This is a genomic window from uncultured Caulobacter sp. (genome assembly GCF_937900395.1).
Classification (GTDB): Bacteria; Pseudomonadota; Alphaproteobacteria; order Caulobacterales; family Caulobacteraceae; genus Caulobacter.
In genome coordinates, this window is sequence record NZ_CALCDX010000216.1 from 22,355 (window position 1) to 38,042 (window position 15,688).

Annotated in this window: 12 protein-coding genes; 5 read left to right on the plus strand and 7 right to left on the minus strand. The window is 65.4% G+C overall.

Features of this window, described 5'->3' with window-relative positions; genetic code table 11:
* The first annotated feature begins 117 nt into the window (after positions 1-117).
* Positions 118-927, plus strand: a complete 810-nt coding sequence (locus Q0379_RS19100; RefSeq protein ID WP_299015340.1) for a WecB/TagA/CpsF family glycosyltransferase — start codon at positions 118-120, stop codon at positions 925-927.
* 88 nt (positions 928-1,015) lie between these two features.
* Positions 1,016-2,344 (plus strand): O-antigen ligase family protein, encoded by a 1,329-nt coding sequence (locus Q0379_RS19105; RefSeq protein WP_299015343.1) that lies wholly within the window; start codon positions 1,016-1,018, stop codon positions 2,342-2,344.
* Here Q0379_RS19105 and Q0379_RS19110 read toward each other — a convergent pair.
* On the minus strand, positions 2,298-3,554 hold the full coding sequence (locus Q0379_RS19110) for a hypothetical protein (protein WP_299015345.1): 1,257 nt from the start codon (positions 3,552-3,554) through the stop codon (positions 2,298-2,300). The two genes, Q0379_RS19105 and Q0379_RS19110, sit on opposite strands and share 47 nt — an antisense overlap.
* Before the next feature lie 24 nt (positions 3,555-3,578).
* Positions 3,579-4,295: a polysaccharide biosynthesis/export family protein gene (locus Q0379_RS19115; RefSeq protein WP_299015348.1), complete on the minus strand. Its 717-nt coding sequence runs from the start codon at positions 4,293-4,295 to the stop codon at positions 3,579-3,581.
* A gap of 344 nt (positions 4,296-4,639) precedes the next feature.
* Here Q0379_RS19115 and Q0379_RS19120 point away from each other — a divergent pair, with 344 nt between their 5' ends.
* Positions 4,640-6,691 carry a hypothetical protein gene (locus Q0379_RS19120; protein WP_299015350.1) on the plus strand — a complete coding sequence of 684 codons (2,052 nt, stop codon included), beginning with the start codon at positions 4,640-4,642 and terminating at the stop codon, positions 6,689-6,691.
* Here Q0379_RS19120 and Q0379_RS19125 read toward each other — a convergent pair.
* Together Q0379_RS19125 and Q0379_RS19130 are read right to left on the minus strand one after the other, a co-directional pair.
* The gene (locus Q0379_RS19125; RefSeq protein ID WP_299015353.1) at positions 6,688-7,641 is read right to left on the minus strand and encodes a cation diffusion facilitator family transporter; all 954 of its coding nucleotides are present in this window, start codon (positions 7,639-7,641) and stop codon (positions 6,688-6,690) included. The two genes, Q0379_RS19120 and Q0379_RS19125, sit on opposite strands and share 4 nt — an antisense overlap.
* A 36-nt stretch (positions 7,642-7,677) precedes the next feature.
* Entirely contained in the window at positions 7,678-9,459 is a 1,782-nt protein-coding gene (locus Q0379_RS19130; RefSeq protein ID WP_299015356.1) for an SLC13 family permease, read from the minus strand.
* Positions 9,460-9,845: 386 nt separating this feature from the next.
* On the opposite strand from Q0379_RS19130, the gene Q0379_RS19135 reads away from it, so the two are divergent.
* Positions 9,846-10,472, plus strand: a complete 627-nt coding sequence (locus Q0379_RS19135; protein ID WP_299015359.1) for a Crp/Fnr family transcriptional regulator — start codon at positions 9,846-9,848, stop codon at positions 10,470-10,472.
* Positions 10,473-10,577: 105 nt separating this feature from the next.
* Positions 10,578-12,734 (plus strand): catalase, encoded by a 2,157-nt coding sequence (locus Q0379_RS19140; protein WP_299015362.1) that lies wholly within the window; start codon positions 10,578-10,580, stop codon positions 12,732-12,734.
* Between the two features lie 100 nt (positions 12,735-12,834).
* On the opposite strand, the gene Q0379_RS19145 is transcribed toward Q0379_RS19140, so the two are convergent.
* From Q0379_RS19145 to Q0379_RS19155, 3 genes are all read right to left on the minus strand, one after another.
* Positions 12,835-13,419, minus strand: coding sequence for a DUF4142 domain-containing protein (locus Q0379_RS19145; RefSeq protein ID WP_299015365.1), 585 nt, complete (start codon positions 13,417-13,419; stop codon positions 12,835-12,837).
* Positions 13,420-13,529: 110 nt separating this feature from the next.
* Positions 13,530-14,705, minus strand: coding sequence for a zinc-dependent alcohol dehydrogenase (locus Q0379_RS19150; RefSeq protein WP_299015368.1), 1,176 nt, complete (start codon positions 14,703-14,705; stop codon positions 13,530-13,532).
* 9 nt (positions 14,706-14,714) lie between these two features.
* Positions 14,715-15,122, minus strand: a complete 408-nt coding sequence (locus Q0379_RS19155; RefSeq protein WP_299015371.1) for a hypothetical protein — start codon at positions 15,120-15,122, stop codon at positions 14,715-14,717.
* Between the last annotated feature and the right edge of the window lie 566 nt (positions 15,123-15,688).

Genomic DNA, 15,688 nt, shown 5'->3' on the forward strand with positions numbered 1-15,688 from the left:
GCGCGGAATCCAAGACTGCCTCGAAACGGGAACCGAACGTAAAGGTGGAGCCCGTACACTCAAGTATGGCGCCAATCGGCGTCGTTCTCTAACGCCCCTCTGCGGCAGGCTCTCTTAATGTCTGGTTCCCAAAGCGTCACAGAGGTCTCCAACGCTTCCGAACGTTGGCCCGAGGTGCGCTTCGCCGGACTTCGCTTCACGCCGATGACGGTGGAGCAGACGGTCGACGCCCTGGCGGAACGCTCCCCCCAGGCGCCGTTCGCGACGTTCGTCACGCCCAACGCCGAACATGCCTATCTGCGCCAGCGCGATCCGAAATTCCGCGCGATCAGCGACGCGGCCTGGATCAGCACCAATGACAGCCGCGTCGTGGGGCGAACGGCCCTGCTCGGCGGACTGCGCCTGCGTTTCGCGCCCGGCGCCTATGTTGTCCGTGAACTGTTCGAGCGGGTCATCGAGCCTGACACGCCGCTGTCCGTCATTGGCGGCACGCCCGCTCTGGCTGAAAAGCTTCGCCAGCAATATGGCCTCAGGAACCTCATCCAACACGTGCCCCCGATGGGCATGATCGACAACCCGGCGGCCGTCGCCCAGGCGGTGGCCTTCGTCGCCGCGCACCCGGCGCGCTTCGTCTTCGTCGCCATGGGCCCGCCACAGTCCGAACTGCTTTGCGGCTACATCATCGAGGACGGACGAAGCACCGGCCTGGGCCTCTGCATCGGCAGCTCGCTGCAGGTGCTGACTGGAGATTCAGACCCCGCGCCGGCGGTTCTGGAGCATTCGGGCTTCGTCTGGCTGTATCGCCTGACCAGAGAGCCCCGCAGGCTTTGGCGGCGCTATATGCGCGGCTTCTACGGCCTCGGACTTGGCCTGCGGGACGTGCTGTTCCGCTGGCTGGGTTTGCGAGGAGCGTATTCCCGTGAGTGACGGGCCGCCCCCTCGCTCCCCGCGCGAAGCTTGGCGCGTCGCGCGTTGGGAAGAGCGCGCGGCCGCTTCGGCGCGACTGGACGATCGGTTGTCGCTCTGGTCGGGCTTCGTCCTCGTCGCGATGCTGCTCTACATGATGATCGGCGCGGCCCCGTATACCCACGAGGTGACGGTCGACGCCCTGTCGGGCGCTTCGCCGACGTCGCCGCTCAACCGCGCGATCTGGCTCGCCATACTGGGACTGACGCTGCCGATCCTATGGTTTCGGCGCGTGGAGGTGATGAGCCTCGCGATGCGGGTCTGGCCTCTGCTGCTGCTGTTCGTCTGGTTTGGCGCAACGACACGCTGGGCTATCGATCCGATCGTCTCGAGCCGTCGCTTCATCCTCTATCTGATCAATGTGGTGGTGAGCATCGCTTTGGTTGCGGGCCTTCGCGATCCCCGGCGGATGCACGCCGCCCTGGCGGCCGCTTGCGCCATCATGATCACCATCGACGTGGCGTCATGGATTGCTCTGCCAGGCCTTTCCATGACCGACATCGGGCTGGCCGCGATCCATAATCACAAGAATACGCTCGGCTCGGTGATGCTGCTGAGCTCGCTGGTCATCACGCCATATCTCCTGTTCAGCAAGACGGTGAAGGCGCGCCTGTTCTGGGGGGTGATGTTCGCGGGATGCATGGCGCTGCTCGTCGCCAGCAAGTCAAAGACCAGCCTGGCGATCGCGCTGGCCGCCCTGGCCGCGACGCCTCTCCTGCTTGCGTGCCTGCGCCTGCGCGCCGGCGCCTTATGGGCGGCGGCCGTATTCGGCGTCACGGCGCTCTTCGCGGCTGGCTTCGGCTGGCTCGCCTGGAATTACGTTAGCGGCCAAGATCCTCTAGCCCCCCTGCGCGGCGTGAACTTCACCCGCCGCACCGAGGTCTGGATGTTCGCCCTGAACCAGTTCTCGCAACATCCTCTGAGGGGGCAGGGTTTCGGCTCCTTCTGGGACGTGAACCCCGCGGTCCAACCCAGCCTGCAGACGGGCCTTTGGTTCGCGGCCGAGACCCATACCAATCAGTCACACAACGGCTACATCGACCTTCTCGTCACCGTGGGCGCGCCAGGACTGGCGGGGGCGCTGCTGCTGCTTCTGCGCTGGATGACCCGAGGTCTTGGCCTTCTTCGCGACGGCCTCACGGACCCGACTCCCAAGAGCCGCGAGGCCTTGCCTCACGCGCTGTTCCTGGGCGTTTTCCCGCTGATCTTCTTCCTGCACAATTTCATGGAGAGCAGCTACTTTTCGGCCAACGCCATGCTGGGGATATTGATCCTGCTCTTCGGCGTCGACATCGACATGCGCCATGCGCCTTCTCAGAAAGGCAGGGTCGTTAGCCCTCGTTTGCGCGTGGCGCGGATCGCCGCCTCGCCGCGGTGACCGACAGGAGAATGGCGGCCATGGCCGCAAGCTCCAACAACTGGCCGGCCGCTGTGCCGATGATGGCGCCGGCGGGGCCCAGGCCCCGCATCGTCAGCAGGATGCAGGCCGCGGCGACCAGCGAGGCCGCGCCATTCGCCAGCGCCAACGGCTTGAAGGCGCGCAGCACCTGAAGGCCGGTGCTGACCACTGTCTGCCCCAAGGTGATGGCGGCGCTGAGCCCCCAGAGGACGACCATCCAGCCATCGGCCAGATACTTGCCGCCGAAAAGATGCGTTGCGATCGTCGGCCAGGCCATATGAAGGATCACGGTCCAGGCCGCCGCGAACAGCATCCCCACGCCCGCCGCAAGCGCCAGCAGCCTCCGAAAGCCGTTCCAAGCCTGGCGATCGCGTCGCCGGGCCAGATCGTTGCGGGCCACCATGCTCCAGGACATCGCGAGCAGCGGAACGGGCCGCAACAGCTGCTGGGTCGCCGAGAGGGATGCCAGCGTCGCGGCGCCAAACCAACCGGCGACCACGAATACGTAAAAGCGCGTCAGCAGCTCTGTGCTCGATACGCCCAGGAAAACCCAGCCCGACTGTCGGACGTAGTCGCCATAGGCCTTCATTTCATGGCGGCGAAGCCAGCCGCCCTGCCCTCGCAGAGCCCAAACCGCGCCCACGGCGCCCGTCACCGTATAGGCAAGGCCCAATCGCCAGAGGACGACATTCGCGTCCGGACGACTTCCCTCGAGCAGGACCTGGCCCAGCAGCAGCGCCACCAGACAAAAGACCGCCGCGGTTTGCGCGGTCGCTACGCCTGGGCGTCCGCGCGAGAAGGCCAGCGCCCTCAGGTACTGTTGCGCCAGGAACGCCGGCACGAACAAGGCCGCCGCCGGAGCGCCGTAAGGGCTCCCCACGCCACGCCACGCGAGCGCCGCGCCCAGACATGCAAGAGCCGTCATCACGAGAAACACGGCGTTGACGCCGTGCATCAGGCGTTCGACCGGCAGGCGCTTGGGATCGTTCCCGGCGCCGGGCGTCAACGCCTGCAGATGGCAGACGGTCAGGGCGTTCTGCAGACTGGACAGTACGAAGCCGCAGGACGCCCAGAGCATGAACGCCCCGTATTCGTCCGGCGCCACGAAGCGGATCAGCAGCAGATTGACGCCGAAATTGAGCAGGGACCAGATGGCCTGCTCGACAGCGGAGATCAGATAGCGGGACATCCGTCTCCTCGGGTAGCCCTCTGGCTAGTAACGCGTGCCGCGGTTGATGTTGTAGTTGAAATTGAACGGCAAGACCCCGGTCACGTACTGTCGAACGAAACGGTTGACCTCGGTGATGGCGCTGCGCGGCACAAAGATCAGATCGCCGGGCAGAACGGCGAAGTCGTCGCCGCCCTTGCCGTTCAGACTATCCCGCACATCGATCGTTCTCATCAGCAGCCGAGGATCACCCGGCCGCTGGCGGATGACCACCACATGCCCCGTTCGGGCCGTGTCTTGAAATCCGCCGGCCGACATGACGGCCTGGGCCACGGTCAGGCGGCCCTGGATCGTCTTCACGCCCGGATCGCGCACTTCGCCGCCGATATAGATTTGAGACGCGCCATAGCCCGCCACCAGCGTCTCGACCTCGGGCGCGCGCAGAACGGCCGCATAGGCGCGGCTCAGCAGGGCGTTGGCCTCTTCAGCTGTCAGGCCGGCGACATCCTGAGCGCTGATCAACGGAAAGATTCCTCGGCCGTCAGGGCCGACGACGACGGTGGCGTTGAGGTCGGGATTGACCACAAACCGGACCGACAGTTCGTCGCCAGGACCGATGCGATAGCGATAGTCCTCGCTGGTCCAGGGCGCGAAGGTCGCCTCTCCGCGCGCCGCGTTACGCGAGCTCGGCGCCGGATCCGAGGCGCAGCCGGCGACCGCCAGAACAACGAAGAGCGATAAAGCGCGCAGCCAGGCTGACAAACCAGTCTCCCTCGCCACGAGACAGCGCGGCATTGGTAAACGTAAGTGGCGCAAGGGCGTTAGGATTTGGTTGCCGCTCCTATCTGCGCATGCGGCAAATGGTTGCGCCCCATGTATTGGAAGCCTTTGCATAACAATGATTTTGCTCAAAACGGGTCGTTTCAAGCGATGTGGGCTTAACGGCGCGCGAGGACGTCAGTGTTTGTTAAGTCCTGCACCGCTATCGACCAGAGTTACGTCGCGCTTACGCGGTCGCAGAGTCGAAGTCCTCCGCACAGATGAACACCGCGGTGATAGAGCAAGGCGCTTACGTCAAAGGAGGGCAAGGACGCACGCGCTCGCCTTTGACGGTGCGCGAGTTGCTGACGCCGGTGTTCTACTACCGCGCCGAAGCCCTGCTCGGCTTTCTGATCCCTGTCGCGCTGGCGGTGATCGCCATCTTCCTGGCGCACCCTATCTACACCGCCCAATCGCGCCTGCTGATCCTGCTCGGCGACGACTATGTGTTCCGCAGCGATGTGGATGGAGGGGCTCAAGGCCTCAGCTTTGACCGCGCCCAGATCGTCCAGGCCGAAATTCAGATCCTGTCGGCCAAGGAACTGCGCATTCAGGCCATCCGAAAAGTCGGCCTGGCCCGCGCCTATCCCGGCCTGGCGAACCAACCCAAGGGGCTGGAGAAGGCGGCCGAGCAGTTCTCCAAGGACCTCGACATCGTCAACATCCCGCAGTCGAACGTCATCGAGCTCAACCTGCAGAGCGATGACCCCAAGGTCGCCGCCGACCTCCTGAACACCTTGGTGAAGCTCTATATCGAGCGTCGACGGCTGATCTTCGAGCAGGCCGATCCGTCTCTGGTGAACGCCCAGCGCGACCAGCTGAACAAGCGCCTGACCGAGGTCGAGGCCAAGCTGCTTCGCTTCTCGGTCGATCACGGCTTCGGCGACTATCCGACGGAGCTGACGACGGTTCAGAATCAGCAGGCCTCGCTTGTCAGCCAGATCCAGGTGCTGGATCAGCAGCTCGCCGCGCGAAGCGGCCGGGTCTCGGTGCTGTCCGGCTGGCTGAAGTCCGCGCCGGCGGAAGTGGAGATCTCCAACGATAAGGGGCGCTCGCAGCAGCTGGACGACCTGACTCGCACGCTGCTGGACCTGCAGAACCAGCGACGCCAAGCCGCAGCGCGCTATGTCGAAGGGTACCCGCTGATCGTCGATCTCGACCGCAAGATCGCCGAGGTTCAGGCGCAGATTCACGCGGCCCCGCAACAGCAGGTCATGGCGGTTCGCCGCGGCGCCAACCCGGTGCGTCAACAGCTCGACACCGAACTCGCCGACAGCGTCGGCGATCTCACGGGCCTGCGCCTGGCGCGTGTTCAAGCGGCGCGTGACCTCAAGACCGTCAATGCGCGCCTCGCGGAGCTGGTTCTGATTGGCCCGGAGTATCGCGAGCTGATACGGCAGCGCGGCACGCTGGAAGGCAGTTTCGCCGAAGTGGCGAAGCGCGCTCAGGACACCGGACTGGCCAGCACGCTCTCCAAGGCCAAGGCCAACGTCCGCATTGTCCAGGCCGCGGACCCGCCCGTGAAGGGTTCGAGCGGCCGCCTAGTTCTACTGCTGGCCGGTCTGGGGCTGGGTTTGACCACGGCGGTGGCGGTGATCGTGGTGTCGTCCGCCTTCTCGGACGTGATGATCACGCCGCGAGACGTGGAACAGAAGCTGGACTTGCCGGTCGTGCTGACCGTTTCGGCCGACGACAAGATCGCTGCGCGACGTCATGGCCGGCCTGGCTCGGTCGGCCGCGCCTCGTTCCTGGGCTATGACGACGCCAAGCTCGTCTTAAGGCTCCTTACCAGCGTCGCGCCGGGGCCCGGCCGCGTCATGCAACTTGTCGCCGCCAACGGCGGAGAAGGCGTTTCCAGCCTGCTGATGGACCTGGCCATGATGGCCGCCACGGCCAACGCCAAGCGCGTGCTGATCGTCGATATCGAACCGGCCGTCGAGGGGTCCGTCATCCAGGCTTTCGCGGAGAGCGGCGCCAAGCTGACGCGCGTCTCTCCGGATCGGATCGGCGTCAAGGGCACGTCGCTGCATATCACCCTGCCGATGGGCGCGGGCTCTCACGTACTGAGCGAGACCGAGTGGGAGACCTTCTTCCGCGAGGCGCGCCGGAACTATGACGTGGTGCTGGTCGACTGTCCTGCCCTGGAACGCTCGTCAGCCTGCCTGATCTTCGCGCCGCTGGTCGACATGAACCTGGTCGTCATCGAAGCCGAAGCGACGCGAGCCGCCGTGGCTCGAAACATGATCGAGCGCATCGAAGGCGCCGCCGGCGAGGTCGCGGGCGCGATCTTGAATAAGCGCGGCTTCTACATTCCTCGCGCGATCTATTCCTGGCTCTAGGACGCCGACGGCAGGGGCTGGGCGTAGGCGTTGCGGGCCCGCCCTGATCGCACAAAGACGCGGGTGATGCGCGGATCGACCGCGCGGATTTCCCTGGCGAAATCGTCGGCGGCGTCCTCGATCTCGCGGGCCGTCAGGCTGTCCAGAAAATCGAGGGTGACGCCGAGGAGGATTTCACGCGGCCCCAGGTGCATGGATAACACCTCGGCGACCGTGTCGATCCTGGGATCGGCGGAGAGCACCTGCTTGACAGCCGCCACGATCCGCGGGGATGCGGCCTCGCCGGTCAGGAGGCTGCGCGTCTCGTTGGCCAGGAAGATCGCCACCGCCACCAGCAAGACGCCGATCGCGATCGACGCCGCTCCGTCCGCCCACGCGAGCCCCAGCAAGGACGCGCCCGCGACGCCCAAGCCGGCGATCAGAAGACCGATCAAGGCCGCGCCGTCCTCCAGCAGTACGGCGAACACAGAGGGATCCTTGCTGCGTCTCAGAGCGGTCAGAAAGGGCGTCTCGCCGCGCGTGGTCTTGAACTCTTTCCAGGCGACGAGGAAAGACGCCCCTTCGAACAGGGCGGCGAGGCCAATGACCAGGAAGTTGATCCAGGCGCGATCGATCGACTCCGGCTCGACGATCTTGCGCCAGCCTTCGTAGATCGAGAACGCCCCGCCCAGCGCGAAGATCAGCAACGCGACGACAAAAGCCCAGAAGTAGAGTTCCATGCCGTAGCCGAAGGGATGGGTCTCGCTGGGCGGCCTGGCCGCGCGCTTCAGGCCCAGCAGCAGCAGGCCCTGGTTGCCGGTGTCGACGGCGGAGTGGATCGCCTCGGTCAGCATCGCCGACGAGCCAGTCAGCAGGAACGCGACCAGCTTGGTGACGGCGATCGCGAGATTGCCCGCCAGGGCCGCATAGACGACAATCGCGGAGCTGTTGCGGGGTCCGGTGGCGGCCATGCACGCCCAACGTCAACCGGGAAAGGGCGTTCCGCCTTATCGCGCGAACGGCCAGAAGAACGCGATCAGCGCCGGCGCCAGCAGCAGGATCAGCAGGGTCAGCGGCGCGCCAAGACGCGCATAGTCGCCAAACCTATAGCCCCCAGGCGCCAGGACCAGCGTGTTGCACTGGTGCCCGATCGGCGTCAGGAAATCGCAGCCCGCGCCGACGGCGACCGCCATCAGGAACGGGTCGGGGCTCAGGCCCAGCCGCTCCGCTAGGCCCATACCGATCGGAGCCACGATCAGAACCGTGGCGGCGTTGTTCAGGAACGGCGTCGCGGCCATCGCGACCGCCATCATCGCCGTTAGGGTGACCAGGGGCGGAAGGCCGTGGAACGCGCCCGAGAGCCAGCTTGCGATCAGGTCCGCACCGCCGGTGGACTGCACTGTGTCGCTGACGGGGATCATCGCCGCGACGAGCACCAGCACCGGCCCTTCGAGAGACGCATAGGCCTCGCGCATGCGCAGGGCGCCCGTCGCGACCACCAGCACCGCCGCTCCGAAGAACCCCGCCGCCGCGGGCAGCACGCCGAACGCGACCAGCAGCATCGCCCCGACCAGGATCGCCGTCGGCAGCAGCACGTGACGGGCGCCGCCCAGACGCACCTCCCGCTCCGCCAAGGGCAGGCACCCCAGGGCGGACAGGGCCAGGGGAAGCTGCTGCTCGGCGCCCTGCAACACCAAGATGTCGCCGGCGCGCAGGCGGACCGTCGCCAGACGACCGGCCATGCGATACCCGCTTCGGCTGACGCCGAGCAGATTGACCCCGTGCGCCTCGTTCAGCTTCAGGCCGCGCGCTGTCTGGCCGATCAGATCGGATTCCGCGCCGATGACGGCCTCCACCACCCTCACCTCTTCCGTGGGCTCGTTCATCACCACGGGGCGGTCGGCGTCGGTCAGCTTCAGGCCTGTCTTGACGATCAGTTCGTTGAGCGCCTGCTGCTCGCCCTCCAACAGCAGTTGATCGCCCGGGAGGATGCGGCGATTGGCGTGGGGCGAGGCGATGCGTTTTCGACCGCGCAGGATCGCCACGACACTGACCGCGCCATCGGCGGCCGTGCGGAGATCGGCCACGCGGCCTTCCGCGAAGCGCCAGCCCTCCGGCGCCTCGACCTCGGTGACATAGGCGTTCGCGGCCAAGGCGGCGTCAACGTCGATCGCCGCCGTCCTGTGCTTGGGCAGCAGGCGATAGGCGACGGACAGATAGACGATCGTGATCAGGGCCAGGCTTCCACCCACGGGCATGAAGTCGAACATCCGAAACGGCTCGCCCAGCGCCTTTCCGCGCACTTCGGACACGATGATGTTGGGCGACGTGCCGACCAGCACGGCCAGGCCCCCGACCAGCGAACCGAACGACATCGGCATCAAGAGACGCCCCGGCGAGACTCCCGTTCGCTTGGCGATCTGCAGCGCCGACGGCATCATCAGCGCCAGCGCGCCGACGTTCTTGGTCATCATCGACAGAAACGTGGTCACCGTCACCAGGACGGGAACCTGGCTGCGCTCGCTTCCAAGCCGGGGCAGCAGCGGCGCCATCAGGCGGTCGACCAACCCAGATCGAGAAACCGCCGCGCTGAGCACCAGCGCGCTGGCGATAATCACAACGATATCGTTGGCAAAGCCGTCGAACGCGGACTTCACCGGGATCAGCCCGATGGCGATCCCGACCGCCAGGGCCCCCAGCGCGATAAGGTCGTAGCGCCAGCGCCCCCAAAGGAAGCAGAGCACCGTGGCGCCGATCAACCCAAACGAAAGACCCTGCTGAAGCGTCACGCGTCCGTCCCCTTTTCCGGGCGACAGGCCCGGGCGGCTCCTACAACGAAGCGGAGCCTTGAACGGTTCACGCGGGTTGGCCGCTTTAGCCGCCGCCCGCCAAGAGGAAGCTGGGCCAAACAAAATCCAGAGCAAACAACAATATGCATCAACAAATACAGCGGCGTTTACATATTTTAATTTTGCACGTCGACACCGATATTCTGATGTAGCATTATAAATTCCGGGACGGGGCTCGCAAATAGGGAGCGAGCTATGAGTAAAATTCAAGCGAACATCTTGCGCAGAGATTGGACGTGGTCGCGATGCTAGCGATCGCGGCCCTGCGGCCGCCAAGAGAGATGCTCGGCGACCGAAGCTACATCCGACGGCTCCGACGATATGGCTTGCTCCGCGAGGAAGATTGGCTCGAGCTGGAAGCTCTTCTGGCGGGAACAGAAGCCTACTCAGCCAACCAGTCGATAGAGACGGACGCCCCAGCCTTCTTCCTGACATCGGGCTGGGCCTGCCTCGCCCGCAGGTTGGGCGACGGCCGTCGGCAGCTCCTATCATTCATCCTGCCGGGTGACGGCGTGGGCTTCGATCTGCTGACCCGCGCCCAACCCTCGGTCGAGGTCTTGGCGCTAACCCCGTTGAAGGTGCGGCAAGCCAAACCCGCCTTGCCGCCGCTCTCCGAACGCCTGGGTAGGGTGTTCGCCGGCGCGGCCGCGGCGCAGCAGGGCCGCCTCCTGGACCAGGTCGTACGCCTGGGCCGGCAGACCGCCTACGAACGCATGGCGCATCTGCTTCTGGAGCTCCATGGTCGCCTCATGGAAGTCGGCGAAGCACGTCCTGACGGGTTCCACATGCCGGTCAAACAGGAGGTGCTGGCCGACGCCTTGGGCCTCAGCCTGGTTCATGTGAACCGCACGCTGCAGCATTTGCGCAGGGATGGCCTCATCGAAGTGCGAGGCGCCCAGGTCACCCTGCTGGATCGCTCCGCACTCGAAGCGGCGGCGAACCAGCGCCCCTGACCGGCCCGCGCTTCCAAGCTTGGTCGCCATCAAAAGAGGCCGTTCGCAACGGACGTCGCGACGGAGGGTTGAGCCCAGAGCAACCCTCCCTCGCAAGGACTTCAAATGCCCAAGGTGATCGGCAAGGACACCGGCGCGACCTCGCACGCCGCTGAATTCGAAACTCGCCTTGGCGAGGCTGGTGAGCTCCATCAGATCGCCCCGGAGAATGGCGATGAAGGCGCGGTCCTGACCAACCAGCAAGGCGTACCCGTCGCGGATGACCAGAACACCTTGCGTGTCGGCGCGAGAGGTCCGGCCTTGCTGGAGGACTTCCACTTCCGGGAGAAGATCTTCCATTTCGATCATGAGCGCATTCCCGAGCGGGTGGTCCACGCTCGGGGTTACGGCGTCCACGGAACCTTCACGTTGAAGGAGTCTCTGGCCGAGTTCACGCGGGCCAAAATCCTGACGGAGGTCGGCGAGACAACGCCGATGTTCGTCCGGTTCTCGACCGTGATCGGCAACAAGGGCTCGTTTGACTTGGCGCGCGATGTCCGGGGCTTCGCGGTCAAGTTCTACACCAAGGAGGGCAACTGGGACATCGTGGGCAACAACATCCCGGTGTTCTTTATCCAGGACGCGATCAAGTTCCCGGACATGGTCCACGCGGCCAAGCCCGCGCCCGATCGCGAATTCCCGCAAGCCCAGACCGCCCACGACAACTTCTGGGACTTCATCACCCTGACGCCCGAGTCCATGCACATGATCATGTGGACCATGTCCGATCGGGCGATCCCCCGCTCCTACCGGTTCATGGAAGGCTTCGGGGTCCACACCTTCCGCCTGATCGACGCCAACGGCAAAGGGACCTACGTGAAGTTCCACTTCAAGCCGCGCCTGGGCCTGCAGTCGGTTCTCTGGAACGAGGCGCTGAAGATCAACGGCGCCGATCCCGACTTCCACCGCCGCGACCTCTGGGACGCCATCGACCTGGGCGCGCCGCCGATCTGGGATCTAGGGGTTCAGCTGTTCGATGACGACTTCGCCGACCAGTTCGAGTTCGACGTTCTGGACGCCACCAAAATCATCCCGGAAGAGCAGATCCCGGTCAGGATCATCGGCGAATTCGTGCTGGACGGCCTCGTCGACAACTTCTTTGCCGAGACAGAACAGGTCGCCTTCTGCACTCAGAACGTCGTGCCCGGCGTCGGCTTCACCAACGACCCGCTGCTGCAGGGGCGGAACTTCTCGTATCTAGACACCCAGCTGAAGCGCTTGGGCGGCCCGAACTTTACGCACATCCCGATCAACGCGCCGCGCTGTCCAGTCCACAACTTCCAGCAAGACGGGCACATGAACATGCGCAACCCCAAAGGGCGCGTGAACTATGAACCCAACAGCTGGGGCGGCCCCCGCGAAAGTCCCACGACCGGCTATCGCCACTTCGAAGCGGCCGAGAATGGTCGCAAGGTTCAGGAACGTCCCGGGACCTTCTCGGACCACTACAGCCAGGCCCGGCAGTTCTTCATCAGCCAGACCGCGATCGAACAGAAGCACATCGGCGACGCCCTGGTCTTTGAACTGTCCAAATGCGAGCGGATCGACATCCGCGAACGCATGGTGGCCCACCTGCGCAATATCGATGAGCGTCTAGCCCTAGTGGTCGCGACGGGCCTTGGCCTGCCGACCCTGCCCGCTCCCGCCCCGGCGGCTTCGCCGCCGCTGACCACCCTGCCGCCGTCGGACGCCCTCTCGATCGTCAAGCGCGCCCCCGGCAGCTTCGCCGGCCGCAAGCTCGGCATCCTGGTCAGCGATGGCGCGCCGGCGGCGCTGGTGGAGGCCCTGGTCGAGGCCGTCAAAAGCCTGCCGGCGGTCTATGAAATCATCACCCCCAAGACGGCCGGGGCGGTGCTCGACGACGGGACGGTCGCGCAGGCCAAGCAGAAGATCGATGGCGGTCCCTCGGTCCTGTACGACGCCGTCGTGCTGGCGCTGTCGCCGGAGGGGGCGGCCATGCTGGCCAAGGACAAGACCGCCAAGGACTTCGTCAGCGACGCCTTCGCCCACTGCAAATTCATCGGCTACACGAGCGCCGCCGAGCTGCTGCTCACCAAGGCGGGGATCGCGCCCGAGGACTTCGACGAGGGCATGATCGCACTCGAAGGGCCGCAGGACGTTCCAGCCTTCCTGGCGCAGTGCGGTCAACTGCGGTTCTGGACACGAGAAATGGCGATCGATCTGGATGCGGCGGTCTTCCTCGAAAACGCCGGGCTCGACTGATTTCCTTGGGACCGCTGGGAAGCCGGCGGCCCCTTCCAGTCTCGAAACGAAGAAAGCGTGGCGGTCGACCGCCACGCTTTCTTTTGGTGTTTCGCGAAGGCTAGTGCGCGCCGTCGCCTCCGGCCTTTAGCTGTTGCACGTGATCGAGGTGAGCCTGAATCTTCGGAACGGCCTTCGAGGCCGCGTCGCGCAGGCCGGCGTCGTCGCCGCGCTCGGCGTAGCCCTGCATCAGCGTCAGCGCCTCGTTGTGAGCGGCGTCTTGCTGGTCGAGATAGACCTTGTCAAAGTCGGCTGGCGCGGCCGCGTTCAGATTGTCGATCATGCCTTTGCGACGCTCGTCCAATCCAGGCGGAGCGGTCTTACCGGCGGCGGCGATCAGTGGCTTCATGGCGCTGGACAAGGCCGTGTGGTCGGCGACCATCATCTTTCCGAAGTCCTTCACGCCCTGGGCCTTGCCCTTCTGCTGGGCGATCTTGCCGGCCTCGATTTCGTACATGTCGCTGATCACGGCGTTGGTGACGAAGGCGTCCGTGGACATCGGTCCCGCCGTCGCGGCGGAGGTCGCCCCAACGGCGGCCGAGGTGGCGTCTTGGGCGGCGTTGACGGCCTCATTGCTCGTGCCCGGATCGTTCGGATTCGGCGTGGAGTCCTTTTGCTGGCAAGCCGCCAAGGAAAGGGCCGCCACGGATGCGGCGGCCGCTAAAGTCATTCGAGCTATGTTCGTCTCCCAGAAGTGGTCGAAGCTCAACGACAGGGGAGACCAAAGTGTTCGGCCGCTAAGCAAAAGACATGGCGTCAGGGCTTGAGCACCACCTTGACGCAACCGTCCTTCTTGTCGCGGAAAGTCTTGTAGAGTTCGGGCCCCTTGGAGAGCGGCGCGGTGTGAGTGATCACGAAGGTCGGGTCGATCTCGCCTTCGCCAATGCGACGCAGCAAATCGTCGGACCAGCGCTTCACGTGAGTCTGGCCAGTGCGGATCGTCAGTCCCTTGTTCATCACCGCGCCCATCGGGATCATGTTGGACATGCCCCCATAGACGCCGGGAATTGAGACGACGCCCGCCGCCTTACAGGCCATGATCGCCTCGCGCAGGGCCACGGGCCGTTCAGTCTCCAGCTTCATCGCCGCCTGAGCCCTGTCGATGAGGCCTAGCATCGGCGTCGGCCCATGCGCTTCCAGGCCGACGGCGTCGATGCAGCGCTCTGGGCCATGACCGCCGGTCATGTCCTTCAGCGCGTGCAGAACGTTCACCTGGCTGCGGTCCAGGATCTCCGCGCCCAATCCTTGGGCCATGGCGAGCCGCTCGGGCACATCGTCGATCGCGATTACCCGCTTGGCGCCCATGATCAGGGCTGACTGGATGGTGAAGAGGCCCACCGGACCGCAGCCCCACACTGCGACAGTGTCTGTCGGCCGGATGTCGGCGAAAGCCGCCGCCTGCCAGCCGGTCGGCAGGATGTCGCTGAGAAACAGGTACTTTTCGTCCTCGCCCGACTCCGGGACCTTGATGACCGTGGTCGCCGCGTAGGGCACGCGCATGTACTGGGCCTGGCCGCCGGCATAGCCGCCCGTGATGTGGGAATAGCCGAACAGGCCCGCCGTCGTATCGCCGAAGAAGGCCTTGGCCAGGTCCGCGTTGCGGTTGGTCGTCTGGCAGACTGAGTAGTTGCCCTGCCGGCACTGTTCGCACTCGCCGCAGATCATCTGGAACGGCACGACGACGCGGTCGCCGACCTTCAATCCTTTCGCCTTCGCTTCCGGGCCGACCTCGACGACCTCGCCCATGGGTTCATGGCCCATCACGTCGCCCGCGCACATGGTCGGCACGAAGCCGTTCATCAGGTGTAGGTCGGACCCGCATATACAGGTCGAGGTCACGCGGATGATGGCATCCTTGGGATCCTCGATGATCGGATCGGGCACCTCCTCGCAGCGGAGGTCCTTCTTGCCTTGCCAGCAGATCGCCTTCATCGCCGCCTCCTATGCGCAATCGCGCTTGACGTTGGTCATTCGCACCGCGGCCACGACATCGAGGGCGGTGATCGCCAGCACCACGCCCATCGCCAGGCGCGCGTTGCCGCGTTTCGGATTGTCTCGGCGCGCCAGCCGACGCAGCACGAGGATGTCGAAGACATCGCCCGCCACCCGGGCCCACAGGGCGCTGGACTTGGTCGGGTCCGAAGCCAGCACCATACCGGTGGCGAGCTCGCGCGCGCCAAACAGAGCGCGCGTCGTCGTCGCCGACGCGCGGATGCCGAGAAAGCGATTGACGCTATGGGGCGCGAGCAGCCCCCACAGCCCGAGGCCGAGCGCGTTCTGACCCAGCACCATCGATATCTGCGGCGTTACGGCCGGCGCGGCGCGCACCCTGTCGGTGGACAAGGTCATCTGCTTGCCGCCCGGAAGGCGGAAGGTCCTGGTCGGGGCGGTCGCGGGAACGGCCTTCGCGCGCGTCCCCGGACTCCAGGAGCGAGGTTCGTGGCCTTGGGCGCGGTCGGCGTCGGACTGCGGCCGGCGTCGCGGCGATGATGTCGGGGGGGCGTCGAGCGACATGCAGACCTCCAGATTAAAAGTGGTCAAAGGGGATCGCGGAGGGGGCCGTCCCGTTCCCGGCGCCAGCAATTGACGCCCGCCCCGTCACAGCCGTCGCGACGGCTTCGCGCGCGGCTTGATCGGCGCGGATTGGCGCGAAATGGCGACCTTGTGGACGCCGCCCAGGCCATCGGCTGTCTTCGGATCCTTGCCCTTGGGCATGGCCGGCTCCTTCGCGAGTTGAGCCGGGCTAACAGCGCGGTGAAGACGGAGGTTCCAGCTTCATCGGGCAGGACTAGCTTTGGATATTCCTGAGCGGCTTTGACCGAAAATGCCCGACAAGGTCCGTGCGGTCGCGCAAAGTTGGGAAGTCGACATCGGCTTTTGGCGCCTTTGGGCCGCTCGCGCATTTCCACGACATC